Consider the following 26983-nt stretch of genomic DNA (forward strand, 5'->3'; position numbering starts at 1 on the left):
GTTCAACCTTGAAGCATCCTCAACTTAGGGGCATCGACCCCGATGGCGCTAATGCGTCGTCAATTTCTGAACTCCTGCAACATCAGCAGGATGCTGCTCGCATCGAGCAAATCCAAGCTGAAACTCTCCGTGACGCTGCAGACGAGCTCTGCCTGCAAGCGTCCAAGCCGGTTGGATTTCAAGCCACTTCTGAACAGCAATCCGCCATCAGTGGCATCGCTGCTTTTTGCCGCCAATCAGGTGTTGGAACATTCGCTTCATTCAATGGCCCCGCAGGATCCGGCAAATCCACAACGTCACGGTTGATTCGTGAATCGTTGATCAATGCCGGTTACACGGTTGGGCTATGCGCTCCAACCCATAAGGCCTGCCAAGTTTTGGCAGATGCCTGCAAGGTCAACAAATCTGAAACTGCAACCTTTGCTTCGCTGCTTGGGTTGCGTGAAAAGAAAACCAAAGACGAGGTTGATTTTGTTCCGCAGCCTGGCTCCAAGCCGCGCCTGGATGAAAACGACATCTGGCTAGCGGATGAAGCATCGATGATGCACCCCAAGCTGCTCAAGTACATCGAGGAGGCAGCTGATTTCTGGACCAAGATCATCTTCATCGGTGATCAAGCCCAGCTCTCTCCCGTCAAATTCGGCAGGGTTTCGCCTGCATTGCGCTGCACTCCACGGTTTGATCTCACCAAAGTGATGCGCCACGACGGTGCAGTGCTTGATGCAGCTACCGCCATCAGGCAAACCACCGGCAGCAAATGGAGAATCCCATTCACCAAATCAATCATTGGTGACTCCAGCTCGATCTTCACCTACGCCGACAAAAAGGAATGGCAACATGCCTTCCTTGAGATGGCAGCCGAACATCACGAGAAAGATGATCCTGATGCGTTTCGCGTCATTGCCTGGACCAACGATGAGGTGAATCGGCTCAATGCCGGCATTCGTCGTCATGTTTATGGCCGCAAGGCTGCTCCGTTCCTCGTTGGGGAACGTGTTGTCACTCACTCAGGGGTCAAGGCTTCTGATGATCACACCGAACTGATCTATGGCTCGAGCCGTGAGCTTTTGATTCGTCACGCCACACCTGTTGAATTTCTCCATCCGGCCTGCACCGACGGCAAACCATTTCTGAGCTGGGAGCTGATCACTCAAACCGACGACGGTGAACCACCGCGAAAAATCAGGGCGATTGATCCCACCCATGAAGGTCGGATGCAGGTGTTCCTCAAGCAATTAAGGGAGCAGGCCTTTGAAAATATGCAGCGTGGCTCCGGCCAACACGCTTGGGATGATTTCTGGGATCTGAATGATTCCTTCGCGCAGTTACAGCCTTATTGGTGCCTGACCTGCCACAAGGCCCAGGGTTCTCAGTTCCGCAACGTATTCATCCAAGGGCGCGATTTAGATCGTGCAGCCGGTGGTGCCAACGAACGCCGTCGCCTTTGGTACACCGCGGCTACCCGGGCACAGCGTGCCGTTCATGTCATTGCTGATCCGGAGGTGAAGCTGTGACCACTGATTGGGAAGCAGTTCAGGAACACCTGGATTTTCTGGGTCTTGATCCAGATGAATCGCCAATCCTGTTCCGCGCTTGGTGCAAAGGCTTCGGCAAGGACTTTCTGAAAAACGGGAAGCCCATCAGCAAGGCGGTTGATGAACTGCTGGAGAAACGGCCGGAAATGGCGCTGGGATTCGTCGTGAATCCTGGTGGCGGCAAAAAGGCTGACATCACATCCGCAGTTGCTCTTTTCACCGAAGACGACAGCGGCGCATCACTCGACGAACAGATGGTCTCCTGGCAGGGCGTCATGCCTGAACCAGGCCTGTCCGTTTTCTCCGGAAACAAGTCGATTCACCATTACTGGCCACTGCAGCAGGCCATCACTCCTGAGCAGTTCACCATTGCTCAGCGGAGACTCGCGGCGATCATGCAGGCCGCCCATCCAGGCGGTGATGCCGACACCTCACTGGATGACCCATGCCAAGTGATGCGGGTCGCGGGGGCCATTCATCCGAAGACCGGCAATCGTGCCGAAATTCGCCATTCCACCGCCGAGCAGTTCAGCCTCGCTGAGCTCGAGGAATACTTCACCGCCGCAGAAGCACGGTTCAACATTCAGCCCAGCACCACTGCGGCACCATCACGTCGAAACAGGGTGCAAACTGCCGCGGCCGGTGATGGCACTCATTACAAAGACATGACCGCAGCGCAGCGTCATGCCGTTGTCATTGACGCCCTGCAGCATTGCCCTGAACGCGGGAAGCAAGGCACTGGTGGTTATCCCACCGCCATGCGCATCCTTGCCGCGCTCGTGCATGAATTCGGCAGTGAGCAAGCCTGCGATCTGGCAGCACAAGCTGACTGGTCACAAGACAGCGACTGGGAGATCGACAAGGTCGCAGCATCCTTGGAAGCTGATCCACCTGCAGCCGGCAAGCGCAGCAAAATCTGGACCGTTTTCACCATTGCAGCGGAGGATCCCGCCGATCCCAGCAACCCATGGATCTGCCCATGGAGAGAGCAAACCAGCCCGTCCAAAGCAGACGCTGCACCAGTGGCCACCATCGCCATCGACGACGACAGCGACACCCCCGGCGACGTTGCACTAATCGATCAGTGGGGGTCCGGTTGGGCGCTCACTGATGAAGGCAAAAAGGTGCGCACCAGTCTCTGCACCGGTGATGCACTGACTTCCCTTCAGTGGAAACTCCCGGATCGGTTCCTGCGGTTCAACACCGTCACTCGCCTGGTTGAAGCCGGTGGCCATCCCATCCCTGAACCTGAGATGGAACGCCTTTATGGCAAGGCACAACAGGCTGGCTGGAAGATCCAAAAGGCATCCTGCATCGATGCTGTTTATGCGCTGGCATCCACCAATCGGTTCGATCCAATTCAGGATTATCTGAATGTCGTAGTGGACGATCCCAGCATCGAGCCAGCGGACATCGACAAGCTCAGCAGCACCTATCTCGGCACCACTGAACCGCTGTTTGATCGCTACCTGAAGGTTGGTCTGATCGGTGCGGTGAAACGCCGTTTCGAACCCGGCTGCAAGTTCGACACCGTCGTGACTCTCGATGGTGATGGCGGCATCTACAAGTCAGAGTTCTGGATCGTTCTGGCCTCCCCTGACTGGCACTCCAGCAGTGATGCCGAACAGGAAAAGGATTTCCTGCTGATCCTTCATGGGGCATGGATCTACGAACAGGCTGAGCTCGATTACATCGCCGGCAAGAAAGCCGTCGGGCAGCTCAAAAACCTCATCACCACCAGACGTGATGATCTGCGCGTTCCCTTCGGTAAAGGCACCGAAAAGCAGGATCGTGCCGGGATCATGGTCGGCACCGTTAACGGTCCCTTCCTTCGCGGTGATGCTGCACTCCGCCGCAGATTCCTAGTCATCCAATGCCCGCAGTCATTCGACGCCGGTGAACGCATTGACATCGACAAGGTGCGCCGTGATCGCGATCGCATCTGGAAGGCTGCCGTCTTGGCCTATCGCGCAGGGGAACCATGCTTCCTCGATGCAGACGCTGCGGCAGCCGCCAGCAGGCTCAATCTTGAAGTCGCTGAGGATGAACATCCGTGGACGCATTCCATCGCAACCTGGCTTGATCAGCCCATCAATCGAGCAGGGCCACATCACACCAATGACATCCTGCGTGGTGCTGGAATCATTCCAATCGATCGCGCTCCTGATCGGTCACAGCAAACTGAATTGCCCAAAGCCATGGAGCAAATCGGAGGCTGGATCAAAGATCGCATTCCAACGCGACACAACGGGCAAAAAGCACGTTTCTGGCGCAAGGCCAGCACCCCAGAAGGTGGCTCAACCTAAGGCCAGGGGGTTGAGACATTTAGGGGGGTTGAGACATTTCGGCCCTAATTCATGGTTTTTGTCCCATAGGTTGAGACATTTCAGGAGGGGGTTGAGACAAAGGGGTTGAGACACCTCAAATCGTCTGATAGCAACCACTCTCAGGAATTTGTCTCAACGTCTCAACCATAAAAAGGAAATTGTATTTTTTTACTTATTTAGCTGTTTTATGGGTAGAAGCGAAAGTTGGGAAATAGGTTGAGCACGTTGAGACACTTGCTCAATTAGTCCCGGCATAATGTGTGCATGGGTCAAACAGTTAGCAAACACCCTCGGTCTCGTCAGAGGAAATCTGAGGCCAGAGAAGTCAGAGACATCGCCATTTATCAGTCACATATGGCTGGTAACTCTGTCCGCACGATTCAAAACGAGTTCTCAATCAAATCCACGCAGACTGTTCATCTCGCAATCGGTCGCGGGAAAGAACTGGTTAAAGAACGCGGCATTGATCTGGATGAACGCCGGATCGAAATTGATCAGCTGTTCAACAACACGCTTGGACACCTCGCCGGTGAAATCCAACGCCAAGCAGATGAAGGTCGAATTCAAACGATCGAACGCAGCGATGGTTCAAAAGAGATCCGTCGCACCAAGGGCATCGATCCCCGCACCGCGGAGGCGTTAGCCCGCTCTGCTGACCGATGGGCTCAATTCCTGGGAATCACCGATCGAGCGAATGAGGTGAATCAGCAGGCCACGGTGATCCAGCTGAGTGCCCCTGCAGATGGTGCGTCATTCACCGATCGCTGGAGCTCAGGGGAAACGGTCGATGTGACACCAAGTGGTCCCGCTAGTGGTCCCACTTCAGAGGGTGCCCTTGACAACCCCAGTCAGGGACTTGATGACCACCTGCTTACTAAGCAGATCACCGGGGCAAACGCCTCTTAAACGGAGCTTTTCTGATGATGTTTTCCGGTCCTGATCGTGACCACCAGCAACTTGCCGACCTGCTGACGCCATTTGATGAACCGCTGCCCTTCGACAACCTCGTACCCATCGCCGCAGCCATGTTGCAGGTGGCCATCCAGGCCCAGGGTGGAAGCGTCAGTGATCTGAAGTTGCAGCGCCTTGCATTGGCTGCTCTGTTCGAGCTGGGCATCGAGCACGTTGAAGCTGCTGCCCTTGAAGAGGCTGTGAATGAGGCCTTTCAGCAGATGAAGGCACGCGCCACCAGTCCAGCTGAGGTGAGTGCATGACCACCACTACAGCACCCACGGCCACCGGGCCTGAGATCCGCGAACCGACGCTTTGCCAGAGCTTGATGCTCGATGCGCCGTTCAGTGATGACCTCTGCGTGATCAGTGCACGCGGCACCGGCAAGAGCTGGGGCATTGCACTCGTGGTGGCCAGGGATGCAGCCCACTTCAAAAGCAAATACAGCTGCCTGATCACTAGGACCACATTCCAGGGACTGACCGAGCTCCAGGGCCTGCTCTGGCGTTACCTGACCGTGGCCTTTCCTGGGACCACCTACAGCTCAGCGGACATGACATTCCGCCTGGGCGGGAAGGACATGCCATTCGGCAAGGTCGAGCTGGCTTACACCGGTGCAGGGCCAGCTGAGCAGGTGAAGGCACTGGCCAGATTGCAGGGTCGATCGTTCATCTGCGCGATCCACGACGAATGCGGCAATCACTTTGATTCGCAGTTCATCGACATGGCAGCGGCCACGTTGAGAGGCCCTGCTGGAGTTCCGACACGGACCATCCTGTTGGGGAACCCTGGAGGCCCTGCCCATCCATGGCTGCAGGCCCGTTATGGAATCCCTGCGGGCTATCCAGAACCAGGGAAGGCAAGCCGCTTTTGGTCAGAAGACCTGGGGAAGCACACGATCTTTGCGAGCTTCACGGCGGGCTCGAACCAGCACCTGGACCTGGATCAATACATCCGGAACATCAAGGTTGCGGCGGCCGACGACCCTGCACTACTGGATGCCTGGCTGCATGGACGGCTGGATGTCGACATTGCAGGAGCGTTTTTCGGCAGCAGCTTTGGTGTGAGGCGCAGCCAGCGTGATGTGCGGCCTGGCGGGATCCCCCAGCAGGAGTTGAAGCGAGCGTTCGTCTGCATGGACTGGGGCTGCAGCGCACCAACGGTGGCTTACCTGTGTCTGCCCGATCCGGAGGGTGCACCGAGGGGAAGCATCTGGCTGCTGGATGAGTTTTATGTGGCGAGCTCTACGGCTGGCGGCCAGCGCGACTGGACCCGCGGCACTTATCTGAGCAATGCCGAACAGGCGGTGGGAATCATCGAGTGGCTGTCCAGGTGGAACCTGAGGCCAGGCACCACAAAGGTTGTGGCCGACGATGCGGTGTTCAACGCCACTGGCAGCGACAGGGGCAGCACTGCTGGTGACTTCAAAGCTGCTGGGTGTCCGCTGGTGCGTGCGGGAAAGATGAACGCACGGGAAGCCAACGGCTTGGCGCTGGTCAGAACGATGTTGCAGGCAGCTGGAAGGGATCCGGAGACGCCATGGCTGATGTGGACGCAGGCGTGCCAGGGACTGATGGCGACATGGCCGACGTTGCCGAGGCATCCACGGGATGTTGAGCGAATTGCTGACGGTTGCGCGAATCACAGCCTGGATGCGGTCAGGTACGGCGTGCAGTGGTGGCGTGCCAAGTGGAAGGTGGGGAGAAAGAGTGCACCCCACCCATTGATGTGGCACTGATGGAATTACAGGAGGGCGATGTTGTGAGGTTGGCCGGAAGTGTGACGTTGGCTGAGTTTGGGCTGGCGTTATGTGATGACGACGGCGAGATGTTGGAGATCGATGGTGTGGTGATGAAGGTGTTCCCGCAGTGGGTGGATGTACGAATTAAAAGGATGCTGAAAACAGTGAGTTTTGCTGCACCGATTGAAGGTGCAATTCGGCGGGCAGTACGACGTGGGGAAGTGCTGGAAGTATTGGACGAGGAAGCGAGGCTATGGCCTAATGCAGCGGCATTAAAGGGTGTCAGTGACGAAAGGGAAGGCAAGGCGAGCAAGGTTGCTGCACCTGTGTTTTGGACTGTTGGTGTGGATGAAATTCCTAGGAGCTAACCCAACGGGGGAGTCAGGCGGGTGGAAGAGGTGCCCGCCTAGGTGGTGATTCAGACCAGTGCTATGACTGCTGAAAAGACCTCATACCCATGTCAGAAGAGCAACTGAAAGCGTTCCTGGAAAAGGTCAAAAGCGACAGCAGCCTTCAGGACAAGCTGAAAGCAGCCGCTGATGTTGACGCAGCTCTTGCAATTGCGAAAGAGGCTGGGTTTACGATTTCTTCTGATGACGTTCGATCATCAGTTTCAGATGATGAGCTGGAAGGTGTAGCTGCTGGGGGTTGTTATAACTGGAAGAGCGCTAGAGACTACTAACTGGTAACTGGCTAGCAGCACCTACACACTCAAAGCTTCTGCATTAGCAGGGGCTTTTTATTTCTTCAATCACCCCAAATAGCCCACAAATTAGCCTTCAATAACTGGCACGATTGAGCGCAGTAAGTATTAATCAAAGACACTTCAAAGCATCGTTGCTATGACTGCTGAACAGACCTCATACCCATGTCAGAAGAGCAACTCAAGGCGTTCATCGCCAAAGCCAAAGATGACCAGACAATTCAGGAGAAACTAAAGGCAGCGAAGAATCCTGAGGACGTCGTAGGGATCGCTAAAGAGCACGGCCACGAATTCACTGCTGATAAGATCACTGAACTCAGTGAAGAGGAGCTTGAAGGCGTGGCTGGCGGTTTCGAATGTTCATTCCCATGCAAGCTCTCAATAGGTGGTCCAGGGTAGTAGTACGCTAATTCCCAGATGATACGCTGATTAGATTCTATGCTTTAAAATTACATATTCAAAGCCCTTGCACTGACAGGGGCTTTTTATTGCTTCAATGGTCGGACTAACCCCATAAATCATCCTTCAATGCCTGCCACGATTGAGCACAGTAATTATTAGCTAAAGACACTGCAGCAGACCATTGCTACAACTACTCAACAGACTTGATGCAAGCAATGTCAGAAGAGCAACTCAAAGCGTTCCTTGCCAAAGCGAAGGATGACCAGTCCATTCAGGCGAAACTAAAGTCAGCGAAATCACCCGAAGAGGTTGTGGGCATCGCTAAAGAACACGGTCACGAATTCACTGCTGATAAGATTACTCAACTCAGTGAAGGAGAGCTAGAAGGCGTGGCTGGCGGTTTTAGAGGTTATGAGATGAAGGAAATTATCAGAGGTTATGGAGATGATGAAGGAGAGCTAGAAGGCGTAGAGCTATAATGAAGGGAGGAGATTTTTAAGAGCTAGAAGGCGATAGGTTTAGACTGAAACAAGCATAGCTTACACACTCAAACCCTCTGCATTGACAGGGGTTTTTTATTTCTTCAATCACCCCATACCCACCATTAATCAGACCCAAATAGCATCCGATACCTGGCACGATTGAGCGCAGTAAATTTCAGCCAAAGACGCTGCAGCAGACCGTAGCTATAACTGCTGAACAGAATTGATAACCATGTCAGAAGAGCAACTCAAAGCCTTCCTAGAAAAGGTCCAAGTCGACACCAGCCTTCAGGAAAAGCTCAAAGCAGCGGCTGACAATGATGCTGTTGCTGCGATTGCGAAAGACGCTGGGTTTAGCATCTCTGCTGATGACTTGAAGAAGGCTCAATCAGAACTTTCAGATGAGGAACTGGAAGGCGTGGCTGGTGGACTTGGGCCCAAGGTGTCTGCTGGGTCCCTTTACTGTTTGTGTCCTGGGTGACAGCCCTTTCCTAGATGGCGAAGTTGGCTCCTTCCTCTAGTGGGTTGGGATGATTCTGTTATTTGGTGATGGATTCTGAGCCTACTCATTGCAAAGCCCCTGCCACTACAGGGGTTTTTTATTGTTTCAATCACCCCAAAAAGACCATCAATCAGCCTTCAATGCCTGGCACGATTGAGCGAAGTAAGTATTAGCCAAAGACACTGCAGTAGACCGTTGCTATAACCATTAAAGACTCCCGATAGCTATGTCAGAAGAGCAACTTAAAGCGTTCCTGGAAAAAGTGAAAGGTGATTCCAATCTTCAAGCCAAGCTAAAAGCAGCTAAGTCACCTGAAGATGTTGTGGGCATCGCTAAAGAACACGGTCATGAATTCTCTGCTGATAAGCTGAGTCAGCTCAGTGAAGAGGAGCTGGAAGGCGTGGCTGGCGGCACCTGTTTTTGTTTTTCGGTTGCATGTCGGTTAGACACAGGAATTACCTTTCGATGAGTGGGCTTGTCAGGATTAATTAGCATGAAACAAGCATAGCTTACACACTCAAACCCTCTGCATTGACAGGGGTTTTTTATTGCTTCAATGGTCTGACTGACCCCATAAATCAGCATTCAATACCTGGCACGATTGAGCGTAGTTGAGCAGTAATCAGGCTGGTCAAAGCGTTGCCCAACGAGGTGTTGACTTAGTTCTGAGCTATTCACCAGAAGCTCACCAGAACTTCGCGGTTTCTCTACCAGAGCTGTGTAGAGGGGTTCACCAGAAGGGCTGTGACCTTGAAGGAGTCGAGGGGGCAACACCCCACACATCACTCACTCACTTCAAAACCATGACTGCACTCAAGAACCAAGCCCAAATCATTGAACTGACTGACGATCAACTCGAAGCTGCTCAAGGAGGCAATTTCGGGCGAGTTGCCGCTGAGATCATGTATAACCACGCCCGGAAGAAAAATCCGGGGCTTGCGCTTCTGGAATGGTTTGGCGGTGGTCGTGCTCCCTGGCAATGATTGCGGAGCAGTCAGACTCCTCGTTCACAACCTGATCATCAACCCCGCCAAGTGCGGGGTTTTTGCTGTCTGGCTACCCGCGTCAATCCGGGTCAGCGTGGATCGACCGGCACCAACTTCGCCCAGTCGCCACCTTCTGGCATCACCGGCCCAACCTTCATGTCTGTGGGCTCCTGGAACACCACGCGCCAATCGGGGAGCCTGGACGGCACATAGTCCGATCGTTCGATCCGGACGCCACCCAGCACTGATGGCGCTCCATAGAACCCGCTCATCCAGTGCGGATCCTGATTCAGTCCACCGCGGAACCAAACCCAGCAACGGGCGTTCGGCTGCGTGGTGGATTCCTGCTTGGCCACGCGGACTCCCAATGAGCACGGAAACTAATCGCCAAACTGAAACCTGACATCAGCCGCTCATGCCAAAGATCACCACGACCTGCGTTGAGATGACATGTCTGCAAGGGTTGGCTGATCTGGAACGAATCGAGGGTCCATGGCTGGAACTGATCGCCGGCGATGACCCAGAGGGAGTGGCGGTGATTCTGCGTTTGCTGCTGGCCCACATGGCTTCGACGAGCAAGCGGCTGCTGGGAGCGATGGTGCTCGATCGGCTGGATGTTGAAACCGATGCCGTGGAGCGAGCATCTCTGCGGCAGGGAGATACTCATTTGCAAAGTGGTCCCGCTGCCTGAAACGGGACCACTTTCACCCTTTTTCGGGGATACCTAGGGCACCCTCCGAAACCAACAATCGAGCTATAGCTTGAAAAACGCAGTCGCCGACTGTGAATTTTTCTCCCTTACAAGGAGATTGTCACAGGTTCGATCCCCGTATCGCCCATTCCGAACCACCACTCAAAAAAGCAGTTCTGAACTGGCTTTTGGGAGTTCATGCCATCAAGCGTCCGTGACGCTTGAACTAGCTTGGTGCAGCGTTTTGATTGACCTGTGCGCACGCTTGTGCGCACAATGGCAAGACGGATTAAGGGAGATGCTCGTGGCCGCGACGCCTCGGAGGCCAGCGAAAGCCCCGGCATGGGTGAAGGGCATGCGGCAGGCGCTCACGGGCCTGGCCGGTGAGGGGTGGACCGTCAGAGACATCCGCGGCCGGATCCAGCTGACCGTTCGTTTCGACGATGGCCAGCGCAGCAGTGTGGTGCTCGAGCTCCCCTGGGCGGGAACCAGCCAGGCTGCGCTGCTAACCACGGCCGAGAAACTTAAGGCTCTGATGAGCCAAGGCCGCGGCCTGAAGGAAGCTCACCAGCTGCTGGCCAAGTCCACCGTCAGCACCACCACCGCAGGCGACACCGACTGGACGGCGATTGTCGAAGACTTTCGCAAGGCCAAGGTCGAGTCAGGAAGCATCAAGGCCACCACCTGGCGGCGGATGTATCAGCCAGAGATGAATCATCTGCTAACGGCCCTGGCCACCAAGCCCAAGCCTGTTAACAGCAAGACGCTGCTCCAGCGCCTGGTGGGTGTCGGTGGTGAGCCTGGCTCTGATGGCCGCAAGCACCGGATCCAGTACGCCGCGCAGCTGCTCCGGCATGCGGTCAACGAATGTGCGGCCGATCCCCGCTGGGAGCCACCTTCGAACCTCAAGCCGTTTGTCGGCAGCAAGCCGAAGAGCACCACCCTGACGACATTTGCCAAGGACGACCAGATCGTTCGGTTGCTGGAGGGCATCGACAATTCGCAGTGGCGGAATGCCGTTGGTTTTGTGGCCTGCTTCGGCCTCCGCGGAGTGGAGCTGGCCTACCTCTCACCGAAGGGTGGGTTCTTGCATTGCCGCTATCGGAAGCGGACGGCCAGGAAGGAAGAGGGCACCGACCCCCGAGACATCGTTGGCTTGGATCCAGCCGGCCTTGAGGGCCTCTCGGCCAACCTGCTGGCGATGCTCGAGGAGCAGGGGAATGCCTGTCTGCCGTCCACCTGCTTCCGGGTCAATGAGGAGGGGGAGATGCTGGCGGCTGGCCATGCCTTGTCTCAGTACCTGGCCCGCAACAGTGTCTGGCAGCAGTTGAAAGTGGAGACCGCTGAACTTCCTCCCACCGGCAACGCAGGCAACGATCTGGTGCCGTACTCCATGCGGCATGCCTATGCCGCCCGAGCTCATGAGGATTACGGCTTCAGCCCACGGAAGACAGCTGGCCTGATGGGCCACAGCTTGTTGACCCACAGCCGTCATTATGGCAGTCAGATCGATCAGGAGATTCTCGAAACGGCGCTCGAACAGGCCCAGGCCGTGGTGGCCCGCCGCAAGCTCGAGGCAATGGTCTGAGCTTTAACACCTTGGCCCAGATAAGAGCGAGGTTTTTCAGCAGTTATCAATCAGTGCCTGTGATTTCTTGATCTCGCTCCAGAGATCGAAAACGGTTGGTTTGAGGGAATTTGATGATTTCTTGCTTCGCGGATCGGCACCAGCCAGAACAGATGCAGCTGGATTGACTCAATGGTTCCAAGCACTGATCCACGGAACACAGGTGATCAAATCACCGATGTGATCACAGCAGTTGGAGTCATTGGTGGTCTGGGTTGCTTGGTGGTGGTGATCGTTGGCGGCTTCATCACGGCAGATGCAGTCAAAGACGGAATCAAGCAAGTTCCTATTGAGTCACCGATACCGATCGAGGCTCCCCAAGCTCCGTAACTGAGCTTTCGCTGATCTCCTCCCCATTCGATCAGGTTGGCACAAGCTGGGAATATCCCGTTTCGCGTGTTCGGTCCCTTGGCGGGTTTCACCGTCACGAGCAGCCCAGCTGGCTGGCGATGGTTTCCGCACCGTAAAACGAACAGCAATGTCAATGAAATCTGCAACTGGGATGTCGTCGCCAAAGCGATGGAAGCCGCTGGTGCCACATCAAGTCAGATGTATATCTTTGCCAAAGCATTGGCAGCAGGAAAGTTCGACCCAATGCCCACCAGCTTCCCAGAAGCCCCGTACAGCATTTCGGCTGTAGCTGGCTGATCACAGCAGATCAAAGCCTCACCTCTGTGAGGCTCACCCACCCAATTAAAAACATGACTCCTTCAACTCAAACCCAAACCCGATTCGGCTTCAGCAACTTCGCTGAGACCTGGAATGGTCGTCTAGCAATGCTTGGCTTTGTAATTGGCCTTGCCACCGAGCTAGTCACTGGCCAGGGAATCCTCAGTCAAATTGGTTTCTGATCCCGTTCGATCGGGAAGACGCTCGTCTGCGTAATAGAGCTTTTCAGCCATGAGCTCACCAACCATCTCAATAAAAAACCCCGCTCTAGGCGGGGTGTGATTGAAGTGGGTTGTTTCGCCGGGAGATGGATCAGCACAACTAGACCGCCCTGCTTTTTCCTGTAAAAATCTTTATTGCTTTCAGCTAGCTCCCAATGGCTTTCGGCTTCCATGTTCCTTACCTATAGCTCTTCATAACCATTGTCTGATTAAAGGGACGGTCAGTGGAAGTGCTCACATGGAATACTCCGTCAACACAAGAAACCTCAAAGTGATTGTAATTGGGAATTTCGCACTCTAATCTATCTATGTTCTGAGTATTTGTTTCGTTGAATGCCTCAAAAACGCTGTCACGATTGAAGAAGTTTTTAATTAGTTGGGTCAACATGATTCATTCCCCTTCGATATATTCACCATCTCCGGAATCAATCGGATTCACATCGCCCGGATGGGTGAACGTGATGGCTGAAGGCTCCCCCAATCGGGGATCAGTTCACCCGGGAGCCGGTGTCGCCAAGGCTCCCGGTCAATCAAAAACCCCGCACTGGGCGGGGCTGTTGAGGTCGATTGGGAGGTGGGACTTTGCGCTGATTGATCAGCCCTCTAGCTTGGCGGGTTCGGCCTCGCCTTCTCTCAGTTCAGCGTCGATGATCATCACGGCAGCAGGGTTTTCTGCGGCGAACTTGACGCGACCCAGCAGGTAAGCGGCCTCGTGCTCAGAGAGACGCTGGTCGTCAACGATGGCATCGAGGAACACCGTGGTGCGGCGATCAATGTCCTTTTCTGCAGTGTTGTAAAGCTGCAGCACCGAAGCGGTGACATCAGCTTCCATGCGGAAGACGTTGGCAATGACATGCTCCACGTCGGTCCACTCCGTTCTGCATGGCTCGAGAGTGTCGAGCACAGGGCGCTGACCTCTGGAGATCAGATAGTCAGCAAACTTGGCAGCGTGCTGCTCCTCTTGCTTGGCCTCATCACGCAGATGTTCAGCAAAGCCGGTCAGCTCACGTTCAGCGAACCAGACAGCAGCAGCGAAGTAATCAGCAGCTGACTGACGCTCAAGGTTGAGATGCGCTTCCATCAGGTCGAGCATTTCAGCCGACATGGGCTCAGCCATGGCACGGCCTGCAGGACCGGTGGGGACATTGATGGGGGCTTGGATTTGTGAAGCTGTCATGTCTCTTCCTCTGGGAGGGATGCATCAGTTCTACATCACAAAAGAGCGAAAGATATGCGTAAAAACCGAACATTAGTGGATCAAAATATGCTTTTGAGAATCACATTCAGGAGCCCCAAATATGTTGTTGAGAATCACAATCAGGAGTGCAATCTGCTGCTGAGAATCAGTTTCGATAGATCGATATTAAGTGTTCGGTTAGCCACCAAAGAAATGGTGCCCTGAATGCAATAGACCGGATGAGTTGTTACCGAGAGTTGTGTGATGACTGCAGTTTTACTTTTATGCGACTGCTCACTTTGCAAGCGCAGCGTTGAAGAATCGCGATCAATCAGGGTTGGCGGGCAGCATTTCTGCTCTGAGTCCTGTGCCAAGGGGCATCCCAACATGGAGCCATGTGATGGCGAGCGGAACGGCTGTAATTGCGGAATTGGAGAGTTGGAGCTGCTTTTTGCGGCTACCGATTAGTTCAGAACAAGCTTTGGGTCGTTCCGAGGCAACAAAACTCACCAAGAATTCACCAAACCTTTGCTGGAAACTAATAACAACACTGAGATCTAGAGGCCAATATTTAAAAAGACTTAAAAATATTTCTATGGTTACTAACGCAATTCTCATATCAATCCCATTTGTTGTGGGATTTATGTTCGACTTCATCGTCGAGGCTTTCGAGACCACGAAGAGTCAGCCCACAAGTGACAGCTCCATGGAAGAAGACAGCAGGGCCAGGTTGGTACCGATGGATCAGAGCCGACCTGGCTCGAACCGGTTTGCCGTCAAAGCTCATCTCCATCACGACTTGAATCCTTGTTCTGATAAGCCGCCAGCGCGAGTGAACTGATGACTGTCAACAGTTCAATGACATGAGCCCAATCGCTGTCCCACCACATAGCTCTGCCTCAGAGTTGTTCTGTAATCATCAGAAGTCGGTGGCGAAGTAGTCACCAGAGGGGAGAGCCGAATGATTCAGTGGGGCTCACGCGCCATCAGCAAGGATTCGCAGGTGATGCCAAGGCTCCATGGCAGCAAAAACCCCGCTTGTGGCGGGGTGTGATTGGTGTGAGGTTGTTTTGTCGGGAGATCGATGGCGACTACTCGACGCCCTCTGCTTTCCCCTTTCGGGTTTTGTATTGCTCTCAGCCCCGCATTCATAGGCATCTGGCTTCCCGACAGTGATTAGCAGGCTTTGTTTGCAACATCGTCAGAGACCGATGTGGACATGATTGGCCTCCAAATTCCGTCCGAACCTTTTTGCTCCCAACTACTGCAATTAACTGTGACTTTAAAGGGATCCATGACAGACCAATTTGACATATAAGTAGCTATATTTCCCTGCTTTCCTAACGGCTTGATGTAGCCCTGGTTCCCTTTTACTGTGCCAATATATATCCAATCATCCCTAGCCTCAGCAGGAACTGGGATTAAAAACGAACCACCGATAACAGCAGCGGCAGCTGCAAAAGTAGAAAGTTTCATTTGAGTGATTTAGAGAGTGGAGTTCATCCCTCCTGGACCTTTTCACCATCTCCAAAATCAATCAAATTCACATCACCTAAAGGTGTGAAACAGCAGATCCTCAACTCACCCGCTCGGGGGAATCACTACAAGATCAGGCCCGGCCGCTGAAGCGTACCTAGCGTCTGTGCCCATGGGGTGACACCCAATGCCTGCTGAGCAGCCCACTCCTGAAGTCACTCGCCAGGCACTGTTGAAGTTGCTTTCTGAGGTAACGGATACTGGCTCGAGGGCCGATGCCCAAGCGACAGAGGTCGGAGCCCAGATCAACCTTGCTATTGAGCGGGTAAAAGCAGATGCATCAGAAGGAGCAGCACCCCTTGATGCTTGTGGCCCACACGGCCGAGCCATGCTGATTCAAGCTCAGAAGCGTCTTGAGAACTTTCAGGCTTTGCAGGTTTTAGAGGCAGTTGCCAGCGAAAGTTTCGGGATGCTTTAAGGCACAAGCTTTCGGTGGCTAGCCCAACTGACGTACTGAGACCAGCAGATTCAGCACAAACTCATAGTTGACACAGCTCAGCATCTGTTTGATGCATCCATAGGCATTGCCGTGCCCAACCTCAAATTGCTCTGCGAATGCCTCCTCGCTCAGCTTTGCTTGCCAGGCGAGTGCATCTCGACGTATCCAAGCCGAGAGCTCTTCCGGCGTATGGCAGTGCAGCAGCTCTTCGGACGCAGCATCGCTTATCTGGTCGACGACAATCAGTGCGTAGCGATGCGTTGCTGCTTCCAGTTCTCCCTTTCCTCATAGCTGCTCGATGTACTGAAGTGCTTGAGATCGATTCATCTGCCTGATCCAGGCCTCTGTCCTGCCCCAAAGCCCACAAGTTCGTTTAAGAGGCGTATTGCACCGATCGCGTTTGATTCACATCCAGCGGAGGCTGCATCAGTTGCCATCTGCTCAACCATCAAGACCTAGCTGGCAAGCTTGTCAACGAAATCGATGTCGCTTAGGTCACTCTGAACGACGTCCCTCGCTTTGTGAAGATATCGGGATGCCTGAAGAAAGCCCCCATGCATCGGTCAAAAGAAGTATGGACTGATTTTGAGATAAACCCTAAGCAATCAGCGTTACCAGCTTGGATGACCTATTAAAAGATCAAAAATGATGAATAGCTTGCACTGAAAATGCAAATCAACATCTCTACCTTAAGTTGAAACAAGCCACTTAGGTACTGCAAGTCTTTCTTCAATAGCTATGCATCTAAATGCAAAAATCAATATCATGCAAAAAATGCCACCATATAAGCTATGGCCAGGGGCATAATTAAGAATAAAAGCATATGCAATACAGCCTATCAAAATAGGTATGGCATATAATTCTTTTGATAACAATAAATTTGACCGGCCTGCCATAATATCTCTTACTATTCCTCCACCAATAGCCGTTATGACCCCCAAAATAATTGGCCCAAAGGGAGTGGCATAATCTAAGTTCCACACCTTTTCAAAGGCTTGGATGGCAAACAAGGAAATACCTACGGCATCCATATATAAAAGTAACTTATTGACTCTTCTTTGAACAAATATTTTTTTCCAAAAAAAGGCGATTATGGCGCACAAGATTGGGACCCAAATATAGAATTGATTTGTTGACCAAAAGACAGGCTGATCGATAATTACATCACGAATTGTACCTCCACCAACAGCAGTTACTAATGCAAAAACACATGCGCTCAGCAAATCAATCTTTTTTTCAGTACCAGCCAGAACAGCTGTAATCGCAAATGCGATAGTCCCTAAAACTTCTAATGCAATCGATATTTGCTGCATGATTAGTTTTGCGTGAACAGCAAGCAGGACAATAGCTTCATTTTAGTATTTTATTTGCGAAAGGTTGACTATCAGTTAGTTCTTTGCTTTCCACAACTGACCTATGTCGACTGCTGTCCAGTCTATAAAATAGTTTGGTACTGGTATTTTCATCCATATCTTACGCTTTTTAATGTCGAATACGACCTGGTAATTCGTTAAGTCAACATCTTGCACTGTCGGCTTAGTTGGCCCACCATTTTCGTTAAAAGTGCCATCTTGATTAAAGAGAGTCAAGTCAAAAATATTTCTCAACATTTGGGCATTGATCTTGCCTTTGTTTTTATCAAGGTGATATTTAATGTTTTTATATCGCTTAAGAGAATTGCTTAGTGTCTCTCTCACGCCTATACCCCAATCAGGACTTAAAAAAGTATTGACTACGGTAATTGAGTCTCCAATCTCTGTTCGATATCGATTACCTCCTAAAGATGACCGCTCAACAGAGGCTGCTCTTTTTTCATCAGCAACAGTCATAATATGCGATACGCTTGCAACTGTTCCGTTGACTTTTGCCAACAAGGTATCCAAAGAATCTGATTCGGAAATTAAATCTACAGTTACACCTAGTGTTGAAGGTCTGTTAATTGCGATTATCTGACCTCCCATGCTCGTACCATCGTGAAGATCAAAATAGACTCCATTTTCATTGATGGAAGTCCAAGCAGCAATCATTCCCGGCCAAGCAACTGATGCAGATTTATAGTCGCCTCCTTCTGGTTTTTTAACTAATAGGGTAATCGGCAAAGGCAAAAAACTTTCAGCCCAATCCATATTTCGAGAAGTATACATATTCCCGTCTACAGAATCATTTCCCCAAGCCAAGCCTGAGGAACATCCCGAAAAAGAGTGTAATTTAGACTCATACATTCCATACTCCATGTATTGATCTAACAAGCAAATATTCTCTATAGGGATTCCTGAACCTTGCGCTATGCCCTGGTAAAAATTCTTATTTCGATTTGAAGCGTATGAATACCCCCTATTGAACCAAACCTTGAGGTCTTCATCCGTAATGCTTCCCTTCTTCCGCCCTGGCTCTATTAATGTATCCCATGATTTTTTAATATGATCTTTGAGCAGCTCACCATATTGACACCCCATCTCGTAATCGCTTCCTGATACCAAGACAATCAAAAATCCATTAATGTTATATAGTCTCCCCTCTGCTGAAGTAGCTATAAGGTTTAGCTTTTCATTTTCCATGGATTCTTTAAAAACACTAATTTAAATTAGCGATTTTGCGGAATCCGTCAAGTTCTTATATTTTAGTGCTGAATTTCTACGAGTCGTATTGGCGAACTAGTGGCTCCTCTCTGCCCCAAAGCCAACCAACTTTCAGGAGACGGATTGCACCGATCGCGTTGCTTTCACGCTCATCGGCGGCTGCATCAGCTGCCATCTGCTCAAGCAGTTGAACCTTGCTGGCAAGCATGTCGGTGCGGTCAACGTCAGCCAGATCTTCTCTGACGATGGCGCGTGCTTCGTAGATATAAACCCGTGCTGTTTCTCTGCACGCCCCCCAGCTATCCCAGACGTGATGCTGCAGCCACCGCTGAGAGTTGCCTTTAACGATGAGGTCAGCCAGCTCTTCAACGCGTGCTGTCTTCTCAGCCTTTGTGCATTTCTTTCCCATGCAACTATTCTGACAGGAGAGATTGATGTCAACGAGGTTGATGCGTAGATCCTGTCGGCGGATATCCAGCGCAGACTCCACGTGGACCCAACCTGCAAACGTTTGATCCGCTCACTGCGGAACCTGACTTTCAAACCTGGAAAAGCCGAGCCGACGGATGACGACAACAGCCACATGGCCGAGGCCACGGCCTACATGGCGATCGCGATCAGCAAGGGCCTCACACCCTGGACAGTCGGAAGCAGCGAGACCGTCTCGGTCTGGTGAACGGCCCGCAGATGGGACATTCACTCGTTTGGGTGATGCGCCTTCACCACCCTTTCAGCGACGGTGCTTGGGTTCGCAATCATGCATGGGAAAACGGGTCTGCAGTCGGTTCTGCTGCTGTTCAGCCTTCAGCGCAAATGTGTCCGCTGACACATACACCCATCTGTAGCGTTTGACAGCAAGTCGCGTATCAGATGAAAACTCTTAGCCGCGTGGCTGTCGGATCTGCCGTTGGTGTTCTTCTAAATGCCGCATCGTTCGTCGCGGCGAACGTGTCTAGGTATATCAAACAAAAATTGGGTGGAATATGAAATGAAACAATATGTCTATTCAATCAGAGTGCATAACGGAAAAGGTACATGCAAAATTGGGCTAACTTTCTATCCAAGTGATCGCTTTAAGGCATTAAAGGTCCATGGAACCGACGTGTTGAAGCTTGTCGAAACGGCAGACATGCGAAGTCTTGAAAAGAGCTTGCATAGAAAATTCGCTTCATTAAGAGTCCCGCAGTCAGAAATGTTTGATTTGTCTGACGCGGAGATCAATGAATGCAAGCAAATAATGGATAGATACGCTCTGTCCAGTTATGTAAAGCTCAGAAAGCCTGTCTCAAGAAATTCAGGGAATGCGGTTGGAGAGGAAATAGATTTTTTATTTGAATTTATCGGCACTCTGGTAATTGCTGCTCCTTTCTTTTGCTTTTTATAGATGGAATGATTTTATGGCTAATTACAGTTACGCGTTTTTGGATTGAAATAATGCCTTTTCCTGAGGAGCTAGGCATGTTGTTGAGTCTAGTATCTTTCTTTGGGGGCTTTTTTATTCTACCCCTTATTGCGCATTACACCGGATTCCTGGACAAGTGATTTGCATGCTTGATGCGCCAACCAAAGAGTAACAAGTTATATTTTATCGACTGAATTGCTGAAACAAGCTGATCACCACCTTGGCGGGCAACGCTTCCACCCGCCGAATATCTGCTTACTCAACACTCAAAGCAATAGTCGCCACCCTCAGCTATTCCCGCAACCCCCCATTTGGGGGATGTGGAAAACAAAGGGACAATTTAATATTAAATCAAAGCCGGTTAAAAATGAATGACACCGAACACAGGCTAAAGAAAATAACTGTTTCGTATTTAATGGAAAACAGAAACAGCGAACACAGGCTTAAGGCAGAAGTGATATTTAGCGCAGTCTTTGAAGATGAAATCAATATTATCTTTCACAAATGCTGCCTGTATGGAGAGAGACAAAATTAAAAAAAACCAGGCACATGCCTTGAGCAATTTCATGTGTGGTGGACCAATACCTGGATAGATGGATATTCAGGAGGCAAGACCGTTGACGCTAAAAGGGTGGTAGAAGTAGAGCTGGAAAAGATAGTGAATTTAATGGCTATCACAAAAATAGAAATACTTGAATATCAGGGCTGTTAAGGAACAACACCAGTTACAAGTCAATAATTCTTGCAGCGCAGTCCTTCCCCTGCTGATTGTTCACCAGCCAGCCGACACCCTGCTTTGGTGGGTGCCGTTCAACCTGTGGTCGGTCCTTGTTTGGCATGGCACCACCTTGGCGAATTCACTCATATGGGGGATGACTATGGAAAGCACTAATCCGAGGCTGATGGCATCCAAAAGGAGAAGCCCATGTGCTGCGACAACCCAAACGCTGACCATCACAAAAATGACAAGCCAGCGAAAGAAAAGCCCTAGAACTATCCAACCCAATCGATCGGTTCACCACTGATCAACTGCCGAGCACGGGCTGCCATTGCCTGACGCTCGGCTTTTGTTTGGCGCTCCCATTGCTGAGATAGCGGCAGCACCTCGAGCTGGCCTGTTGCGCTGCATCGATCGGTGAGCTGGATCTAGGGGCCGCCACGGTGGCTGTGGCCGCAGGCCTGCATCTCCTCCAGCGGAACCTGCTGATCGATTTTTGGTCTGTGCGCAGGCAAAGAGGTGGTCATGGGTCACATTTACTCACATATCTGCGCACGCAGCCCATCAAATTGCTGAGAACAGAGTGACTGACAAAAGCGAGGTGTTGCCTTATAAGGAGATTTTCACAGGTTCGATCCCCGTATCGCCCATTTCGGACCATCACTCCAAAACGAATTTTTTCAGTGGCTTTTGGGGGTTCATGTCACCGACCGTCCCTGACGCTTGAAGTGGCTTGACGCACCGTTTTGGTTCACATTTGAACACGTCTCTGAGCACGAGTTGTGACGGATGAAGGCCGATGGCAGAAGCGGAAGTGCTGGAAATGGCTCGGGGGACTCAGTTGCGCGCCAATGAATCACTGCACACCCAGGCTGAAGACGACGCAGCCAGGCCATGGTGCAAACAGTTGATTGATGCTGGTGTCGATGCAGTCGACCGGACTATGAGGAAGCGCCATCCAGAACGGCAACAGCGCTTAAGGCGACGCCAATACCCAGGAAAAGAGCAAGAGCTAAGAACACAGGACTAGAGAAGAATCCAATCCGATGAGTATTAACGCTTAAGTACATTTACTCATGTCTTCGGGAATACGTTGTTTGCTTGTTCTCACGCAAGGGAGCTCCTTCCTTCGAGGCAGGTGCACATCTGCAAAGTGGCCCGCCCTCTAAAGCGGGACCAGTTTCGCCATTTCAGGGGAATGCCTAGGGCGCTCTCTGAATCCAGCCACCCAGCCACAGATTCAAAAACGCAGTCGCTGACTGTAATTTTTTCTCGCGTACAAGCAGACTGTCACAGGTTCGATCTTCCTATCGCCCATCAGTCACCTCAATGCATCTCAGCGCCACCACCCGCCAGCCGGCGGATTGTTTATTGGTGTTCCCACTTAACTATGCAAGCGGCTCAAGACCGGCGTGTGGGCTCAGCTGATTGCAAACCGGAAGGGACGTAGCCCGTTCGTCCTAGCGATCTTTGCGAGTCACAACCCAGAAGGACCAGAGAGAGCCCAGCCACCGATGAAAACCAACATCAATGAATTTTTTGCTTAAAGATTTGCTTTAAAGTGGTCGCAATTGATTGGCGCGATTTAGCTCAGCGAGCGCTGCAAGGTAAGAGTGAAGCGACTGCCAACCCCGATTTCTGATTGCACACTCACACTGCCGCCCATGCCTTCCATCAACATCTTGACGATCGATAAACCTAGCCCTGAGCTGGACTCGCCACGGCGCAAAGCGACTCCATCTGCACGTACGAAGCGCTCAAAGATTCTTTCCTGTTGATCTTCCGGAATTCCCTGGCCATAGTCTTGAACGGCGAATAAAACACACTGATCCTTGACATTAACGACAAGATCTATCGCGCTCATTGGTTCTGAGTACTTCACTGCATTTCCAATTAGGTTTTCAAGGCACTTAACAAGGCAATCTGGGTCGCCTATGACCCAGATAGAGTCTTCGAACCCACTTTCATCAAATCTAATTGGATTATTCGGAAAGGCAAATTGTGCGAGACGCAGTGCTTCGCGACAGCTCAAAATACATTCGAAGGGTTCGCGCAAGACCTTGAGTTGATGATTGTCTGCACGGCTAAGATCTAATAAGTCGCTTAGCATTCTATTCAGTCTAAAAGCTTCTTTGTCAGCAATCGATAAAGACTCGCGATATCGCGAATCCAGGTCTTGGGCGCGATTTAAGACTGACTGAATAAATCCGGAGATTACCGTAAGTGGTGTTCTAAATTCATGTGATATGGTTGAAGCAAATTGCTTTTGATTCTTGGCAGAAGCTTCTAATCGCTGAACCATGCGATTGAACTCAGTGAGAATGGGCTGAAGCTCAACTGGCTGCCCTTCCAAAGAAATCAGTGCAGTATCAAGGTTGTCTGGTTGAATATTGGATATCCGAGAACGCAATGACCGAATTGGCTTGAGAATATAGGTGAGAGCAATAGCAAGTAAAACGACCAAAGAAAGCATTAAAACAATCTCAGAAAAAAGTCTGACCCTATTCAGTGCATTAAACAATGACATGTTGTAGATAGGTCTGATATAGATCAGTGATCCGGTCTCTGGACCACCAGACAGATTCATAGACTTCACAGCGACGGCGTTTTTATCCCGAAAATCAACCAGCGAAAAGCGGTTCTTGCTGGTCGTTGCTAGGTGAGCAAATTCACGCAGGCGTTCGGGGCTATAAAGCGATTGGGCTCCTTTCCCCGGAACAAGACCAGCACTTCCCGAGATCATGACCGCCTTGCCATCTGCTAAATCAATATCCGACAAAAAATATTCGTAATCCTCTCTAGTGCAGCATTCCATTGCTTCTTGAGCAGAAAGAGAATCTAATTTGTTATCAACAAGATTTAATGGACGCAGGAGCTCCCTGGAAAGGGCAAAATTCAAGTGCGAAGCGGTGAAATCTCTCCAAAGCTTTCCTGAAATTGCCAGGCTGAGTCCAGACTGGGCAACAATCAGAATAAAAGACGTAAGAAAAAAGCGGCGTGCGATGGACCATGAACGGTCACCAGAAAGCGATTGCGATGAATCTAAATCTGATGACCCCACAACAAGAATGCCCCTCTAACGGAAAGATAGCCAGTGGAAGCAGTTTTTTCTGGTGAATTTCTGGTGAAAATGCTGCCAAACACAAAGATGCTCCAGAAAGGATTAGGTCTTTTGATTCGATGTGCAACGTGTTCGCGCTCCCAAGGTCTTTACAAATTCCTTCATCTCCTGAAACGACTTAAGGTCTTCCTTGCTGTTCGGTAACTCAAAGCCGGTGACCCAGATATCTTTTAAAAGTTCTCGATTGGATCGAGACTCTTTGTTCCACGCCAATAGAGCTTCTTGTATTTGTATAACCATTGGCGAAACTGACGGCTTTAACAGCCTGGAAGAGGCCAGGATATAGTTATTCCGTTTCTTGTCACTGGCCCAGCCAACAATAACTTCTGATTGTGCTGCTGGAGGAACATGCTGCAGAGGATTATCGACAGTGCCAGGAACAAATGCAAAGTCTTGATCATTACTGTCACCAAGAAACATTGCACGAAGCTCATGTTTTTGCTCATGCGTACAGCTTCTCAAATCCAATAAAGTAACTCCTTGAGATTTCATCTCCAGTAGAGGTGTCAGAAACGAAGAGCCAGAAGAGCTGTTTCCAAAAACAACACTTCTCCCTTTCAATGCCTGAAGTGGCTGCTTGCTATCAAGCCCACTTTTAACTTGATCTAAAATTTGACGATTTACAAGCAGTATATTGGCGAAAGATTTTTCCTCAATTGCTATTGGCTTCGCGTCTGGGTCTGCATTTAAAATCTTTGCGGTGTTCAAAGATCCCGACCAAAACAAATCCACCTTCCCAGAGGCGAATAGCTCATAAGCATGGGAATAGTTAATTGCGGGGATGTATTCGATATTAAGACCGGTTTGTCTGTGAAGGTATTCAGTAAATATTTTCATTTTTTCATACATCTTGTCCTGTGAATAATTAGGCTCTTCTGTGATGCGTAGATCTGCTCGTTTTGCTTTTGACTTCGATTGCTCAATTGCGACTCTTGAGCTGTTCTGACCGCAGCCAAATAAAAGAAGCCCAGCGATGATTGGGCCAACTATATGTTTTTGCCGTAAGCCCAAGGCCGACCTTACAAAATTTTACTGTAGTAACAGTGGCTTACTGCTTCTTCGCTCTTCATTAAATCAAAAGAGTTAATTCGCCACAATGCTTCAGATCCTTTCAGACTGAAACCGTTGGTGAGCAGAGATGGACGCAAAAAATGATGTGGTGCTCATCGCTGATGATGAAGCCAACATTCTCATGCTTCTCGAAATGGAGCTTCAAGCCGAAGGGTTTGAAACCATCGTCTGCGAAGACGGTGCTAAAGCCTTGGCGCAGATCAGGGAGTCCGCCCCGGCGATCGCTCTGCTCGACTGGAATATGCCCATCATCACTGGGCTTGATGTCTGCCGCAGGCTGAGAGATACCGGTAATGGCCTGCCCGTGATCATGATCACGGCACGGGATGAAATGGACGATCGCGTTGCTGCTTTGGAAGCTGGTGCAGATGACTTTATTGCCAAGCCATTCAATATCCGTGAGGTTCTGGCCAGGGTTAAGGCCTTACTGAGGCGTAGCGCTGCTGTTAGCCCCGATCAGCTCAGCTTTGGAGATCTTCATCTCAATGGACCAGAGCGCCGATGCAATTACGCAGGGGTGCCTTTAAACCTGACCGTCAGAGAGTTTGACCTTTTGGAATGCTTCATCCGTAACCCGCGTCAAGCGATGAGTCGATCTCAGTTAATCCAGAATGTTTGGGGCGATGATTACTTTGGAGACGAGAACGTAGTCGATGTGTATGTGCGTTATCTGCGTAAAAAACTCGAAGACGTTAAGCCTGAACGCATCGTTCAGACAATCCGTGGCATCGGTTTTACCCTGAGGCTGGATGATCAGACATGATTAATATCCAGCATGCTTCTTTTGCTGCATCCCTGAAATCAATGATGCTGCGGTGACTCAATAGCTTTGTTCAGTGGAAGTTTTGTTGTGTCCATGAGACAGGATGATGCCTGTTGAGCGGTCCGAGATGTCAACGGCATTCGAGTGAAAAGGCACGGAGATCAGCTGTGCTTGCGCGTTTGATCGCACTTGTTGATCAAGGCCGCTGGAGAGGGGGATGCTCTCAATCGTGAATCAGGCTGGTCGGCCAAAGACCCGTTGAGTTACCTGGTGTCTGGGTTTCACCAGCCCTTCACCAGAAATCATCCGGTCGTGCACCAAAGCTGTGCAGCTTGGTTCACCAGAAGGACTGTGATCTTGAAGGAGTCGAGGGGGCAGAACCCCCAAACATTCACGCTCACCAGTCATGTTCATCAAGTCCACCTTCGTCTACACCCTTTCCCTCACGCTGGGCATTTCTGCTGTCACTCATGCAAAAACGCTGTTGATCGAGCAGGCACCTCAGGGAACCGCTGAAAACGAGGAATTGGTTTATCGCACCTGTGATGCGAGCCTCCATGGATTTGATCGCTCCAGAGGCCAGCGCATGAGCCCCTTCATCAGCTATGTCCCCGAGCAGTGGTCCCGTTGGACTGTGTGACTTGTCTTGATCGGATTGAGCTGATCAATCCGGTCTGAGCAATCGGAGACAGCTTAAAAGCTCACTCTTTGACTTTGATTTTTATCCTTTTTAGGAGATTGACCTTGGATCGATTCTCCTATCGTCCATCCTTAGACACCACGTAACAACGCAGTACTGAAGGGGTCATACTCTTCTTTATCGAGACTGGTCTAAGCAGTAGCCAAGGCAGGTGTTGGCTGCTGGATTCCGTTCATGGTGTCTTTGAGCTCGGCAACATCAAGCAGCCCTTCAGCACTGAACCATGGAGAGTTTTCCCAACTAAAGCCTTCGCCGAAGGTGTTGTCTGGAGCAACGACATACCAATGGCAATTCACGTCCGGCGCATCGACGGAGCATTGTGACCAGTCGGCTTGCCATTGGGGAACCTGAACCCACATGACAGCTGCAAGCACGACTGAAAACAGGCTTTGCAGCATTGCCTTATCAATTGAGGACGTTGACCCTACTCGCCTGTGCCCTCGGCAGGACGTTCACCTCTTGAAAGGGCAGATTGGGGACCAAAAAAAACGCCCCTTTCTCAAGGGGGCGTGAAGTGAGGTCCGTGACCATTGCATTCAACGTCAAATCTCTGCGCTGTCCAGCCAGTCATTGATGACCAACCATGACTCAACACGGATACAAGACCGATGGGGAAGCTCGAACCGGACAATCAGGACAC

32 protein-coding genes are annotated in these 26983 nt (G+C 51.1%); 24 read left to right on the forward strand and 8 right to left on the reverse strand.

Features of this window, described 5'->3' with window-relative positions:
• The first annotated feature begins 8 nt into the window (after positions 1-8).
• The 12 genes from SIB58_RS15215 (at position 9) to SIB58_RS15270 (ending at position 9626) form a co-directional block, all read left to right on the forward strand.
• Positions 9-1514 carry an ATP-dependent DNA helicase gene (locus SIB58_RS15215; protein ID WP_074159395.1) on the forward strand — a complete coding sequence of 502 codons (1506 nt, stop codon included), beginning with the start codon at positions 9-11 and terminating at the stop codon, positions 1512-1514.
• Positions 1511-3841: a VapE domain-containing protein gene (locus SIB58_RS15220; RefSeq protein ID WP_066912201.1), complete on the forward strand. Its 2331-nt coding sequence runs from the start codon at positions 1511-1513 to the stop codon at positions 3839-3841. The genes SIB58_RS15215 and SIB58_RS15220 overlap by 4 nt, the downstream gene beginning before the upstream one ends.
• 375 nt (positions 3842-4216) lie before the next feature.
• Positions 4217-4768, forward strand: coding sequence for a hypothetical protein (locus SIB58_RS15225; RefSeq protein ID WP_066912204.1), 552 nt, complete (start codon positions 4217-4219; stop codon positions 4766-4768).
• A gap of 17 nt (positions 4769-4785) precedes the next feature.
• The gene (locus SIB58_RS15230; RefSeq protein WP_066912207.1) at positions 4786-5076 is read left to right on the forward strand and encodes a hypothetical protein; all 291 of its coding nucleotides are present in this window, start codon (positions 4786-4788) and stop codon (positions 5074-5076) included.
• Complete coding sequence (locus tag SIB58_RS15235) at positions 5073-6551, forward strand: hypothetical protein (RefSeq protein WP_231884238.1); 1479 nt, start codon at positions 5073-5075, stop codon at positions 6549-6551. Before SIB58_RS15230 ends, SIB58_RS15235 begins: the two co-directional genes overlap by 4 nt.
• On the forward strand, positions 6551-6922 hold the full coding sequence (locus tag SIB58_RS15240; protein WP_066912210.1) for a hypothetical protein: 372 nt from the start codon (positions 6551-6553) through the stop codon (positions 6920-6922). The genes SIB58_RS15235 and SIB58_RS15240 overlap by 1 nt, the downstream gene beginning before the upstream one ends.
• Before the next feature lie 89 nt (positions 6923-7011).
• Positions 7012-7236 (forward strand): Nif11-like leader peptide family RiPP precursor, encoded by a 225-nt coding sequence (locus SIB58_RS15245; protein ID WP_066912212.1) that lies wholly within the window; start codon positions 7012-7014, stop codon positions 7234-7236.
• A 186-nt stretch (positions 7237-7422) separates the two neighbouring features.
• The gene (locus SIB58_RS15250) at positions 7423-7656 is read left to right on the forward strand and encodes a Nif11-like leader peptide family natural product precursor (RefSeq protein ID WP_066912214.1); all 234 of its coding nucleotides are present in this window, start codon (positions 7423-7425) and stop codon (positions 7654-7656) included.
• A gap of 218 nt (positions 7657-7874) precedes the next feature.
• Entirely contained in the window at positions 7875-8138 is a 264-nt protein-coding gene (locus tag SIB58_RS15255; RefSeq protein WP_074159397.1) for a Nif11-like leader peptide family natural product precursor, read from the forward strand.
• A 235-nt stretch (positions 8139-8373) separates the two neighbouring features.
• A complete protein-coding gene (locus tag SIB58_RS15260) occupies positions 8374-8622 on the forward strand; it encodes a Nif11-like leader peptide family natural product precursor (RefSeq protein WP_066912216.1) in 249 nt (82 codons plus the stop codon).
• A 247-nt stretch (positions 8623-8869) separates the two neighbouring features.
• The gene (locus SIB58_RS15265) at positions 8870-9112 is read left to right on the forward strand and encodes a Nif11-like leader peptide family natural product precursor (RefSeq protein WP_066912219.1); all 243 of its coding nucleotides are present in this window, start codon (positions 8870-8872) and stop codon (positions 9110-9112) included.
• A 334-nt stretch (positions 9113-9446) separates the two neighbouring features.
• Complete coding sequence (locus SIB58_RS15270; RefSeq protein WP_066912222.1) at positions 9447-9626, forward strand: hypothetical protein; 180 nt, start codon at positions 9447-9449, stop codon at positions 9624-9626.
• A gap of 92 nt (positions 9627-9718) precedes the next feature.
• On the opposite strand, the gene SIB58_RS15275 is transcribed toward SIB58_RS15270, so the two are convergent.
• Positions 9719-9985, reverse strand: a complete 267-nt coding sequence (locus SIB58_RS15275; RefSeq protein ID WP_231857205.1) for a hypothetical protein — start codon at positions 9983-9985, stop codon at positions 9719-9721.
• A 59-nt stretch (positions 9986-10044) separates the two neighbouring features.
• Here SIB58_RS15275 and SIB58_RS15280 point away from each other — a divergent pair, with 59 nt between their 5' ends.
• The 5 genes from SIB58_RS15280 to SIB58_RS15300 all read left to right on the forward strand — a co-directional run bounded on the left by SIB58_RS15280 (position 10045) and on the right by SIB58_RS15300 (position 12798).
• Positions 10045-10320: a hypothetical protein gene (locus SIB58_RS15280; RefSeq protein ID WP_066912225.1), complete on the forward strand. Its 276-nt coding sequence runs from the start codon at positions 10045-10047 to the stop codon at positions 10318-10320.
• Positions 10321-10618: 298 nt separating this feature from the next.
• A complete protein-coding gene (locus tag SIB58_RS15285) occupies positions 10619-11908 on the forward strand; it encodes a hypothetical protein (protein ID WP_156486817.1) in 1290 nt (429 codons plus the stop codon).
• Between the two features lie 171 nt (positions 11909-12079).
• Positions 12080-12277 carry a hypothetical protein gene (locus SIB58_RS15290; protein ID WP_067327628.1) on the forward strand — a complete coding sequence of 66 codons (198 nt, stop codon included), beginning with the start codon at positions 12080-12082 and terminating at the stop codon, positions 12275-12277.
• Positions 12278-12313: 36 nt separating this feature from the next.
• On the forward strand, positions 12314-12595 hold the full coding sequence (locus SIB58_RS15295; RefSeq protein ID WP_414494960.1) for a hypothetical protein: 282 nt from the start codon (positions 12314-12316) through the stop codon (positions 12593-12595).
• Between the two features lie 53 nt (positions 12596-12648).
• Positions 12649-12798 (forward strand): chlorophyll a/b-binding protein, encoded by a 150-nt coding sequence (locus SIB58_RS15300; protein ID WP_414494666.1) that lies wholly within the window; start codon positions 12649-12651, stop codon positions 12796-12798.
• Between the two features lie 634 nt (positions 12799-13432).
• Here SIB58_RS15300 and SIB58_RS15305 read toward each other — a convergent pair.
• Entirely contained in the window at positions 13433-14014 is a 582-nt protein-coding gene (locus SIB58_RS15305; protein WP_414494667.1) for a ferritin, read from the reverse strand.
• Between the two features lie 264 nt (positions 14015-14278).
• Between SIB58_RS15305 and SIB58_RS15310 the strand changes: the two genes are divergently transcribed.
• A complete protein-coding gene (locus SIB58_RS15310; protein WP_074159350.1) occupies positions 14279-14482 on the forward strand; it encodes a hypothetical protein in 204 nt (67 codons plus the stop codon).
• Positions 14483-15677: 1195 nt separating this feature from the next.
• Positions 15678-15968 carry a hypothetical protein gene (locus SIB58_RS15315; protein ID WP_066910709.1) on the forward strand — a complete coding sequence of 97 codons (291 nt, stop codon included), beginning with the start codon at positions 15678-15680 and terminating at the stop codon, positions 15966-15968.
• 710 nt (positions 15969-16678) lie between these two features.
• Here the strand turns inward: SIB58_RS15315 and SIB58_RS15320 are convergent.
• The 3 genes from SIB58_RS15320 to SIB58_RS15330 form a co-directional block, all read right to left on the reverse strand.
• On the reverse strand, positions 16679-17302 hold the full coding sequence (locus SIB58_RS15320; protein ID WP_066910706.1) for a trimeric intracellular cation channel family protein: 624 nt from the start codon (positions 17300-17302) through the stop codon (positions 16679-16681).
• Positions 17303-17377: 75 nt separating this feature from the next.
• Entirely contained in the window at positions 17378-18547 is a 1170-nt protein-coding gene (locus tag SIB58_RS15325) for a C45 family autoproteolytic acyltransferase/hydolase (RefSeq protein WP_156486740.1), read from the reverse strand.
• 76 nt (positions 18548-18623) lie between these two features.
• On the reverse strand, positions 18624-19058 hold the full coding sequence (locus tag SIB58_RS15330; RefSeq protein WP_066910700.1) for a hypothetical protein: 435 nt from the start codon (positions 19056-19058) through the stop codon (positions 18624-18626).
• Here SIB58_RS15330 and SIB58_RS15335 point away from each other — a divergent pair, their 5' ends adjacent.
• The 3 genes from SIB58_RS15335 to SIB58_RS15345 all read left to right on the forward strand — a co-directional run bounded on the left by SIB58_RS15335 (position 19059) and on the right by SIB58_RS15345 (position 21718).
• Complete coding sequence (locus tag SIB58_RS15335; protein ID WP_066910697.1) at positions 19059-19244, forward strand: hypothetical protein; 186 nt, start codon at positions 19059-19061, stop codon at positions 19242-19244.
• A gap of 246 nt (positions 19245-19490) precedes the next feature.
• On the forward strand, positions 19491-19952 hold the full coding sequence (locus SIB58_RS15340; RefSeq protein WP_082823406.1) for a GIY-YIG nuclease family protein: 462 nt from the start codon (positions 19491-19493) through the stop codon (positions 19950-19952).
• Positions 19953-21487: 1535 nt separating this feature from the next.
• Complete coding sequence (locus SIB58_RS15345) at positions 21488-21718, forward strand: hypothetical protein (RefSeq protein ID WP_066910685.1); 231 nt, start codon at positions 21488-21490, stop codon at positions 21716-21718.
• 555 nt (positions 21719-22273) lie between these two features.
• On the opposite strand, the gene SIB58_RS15350 is transcribed toward SIB58_RS15345, so the two are convergent.
• A complete protein-coding gene (locus SIB58_RS15350; RefSeq protein WP_067326872.1) occupies positions 22274-23749 on the reverse strand; it encodes a sensor histidine kinase in 1476 nt (491 codons plus the stop codon).
• Positions 23750-23851: 102 nt separating this feature from the next.
• Complete coding sequence (locus SIB58_RS15355) at positions 23852-24820, reverse strand: PhnD/SsuA/transferrin family substrate-binding protein (protein WP_156486742.1); 969 nt, start codon at positions 24818-24820, stop codon at positions 23852-23854.
• A 145-nt stretch (positions 24821-24965) separates the two neighbouring features.
• On the opposite strand from SIB58_RS15355, the gene SIB58_RS15360 reads away from it, so the two are divergent.
• Both SIB58_RS15360 and SIB58_RS15365 read left to right on the forward strand, forming a co-directional pair.
• On the forward strand, positions 24966-25643 hold the full coding sequence (locus SIB58_RS15360; protein ID WP_414494676.1) for a response regulator transcription factor: 678 nt from the start codon (positions 24966-24968) through the stop codon (positions 25641-25643).
• 406 nt (positions 25644-26049) lie between these two features.
• Complete coding sequence (locus SIB58_RS15365; RefSeq protein WP_067326874.1) at positions 26050-26283, forward strand: hypothetical protein; 234 nt, start codon at positions 26050-26052, stop codon at positions 26281-26283.
• A gap of 191 nt (positions 26284-26474) precedes the next feature.
• Here the strand turns inward: SIB58_RS15365 and SIB58_RS15370 are convergent, their stop codons facing one another.
• The gene (locus tag SIB58_RS15370) at positions 26475-26741 is read right to left on the reverse strand and encodes a hypothetical protein (RefSeq protein ID WP_066910670.1); all 267 of its coding nucleotides are present in this window, start codon (positions 26739-26741) and stop codon (positions 26475-26477) included.
• Between the last annotated feature and the right edge of the window lie 242 nt (positions 26742-26983).

It is taken from the genome of Synechococcus sp. MIT S9504 (assembly GCF_047497135.1).
GTDB lineage: Bacteria > Cyanobacteriota > Cyanobacteriia > PCC-6307 > Cyanobiaceae > Synechococcus_C.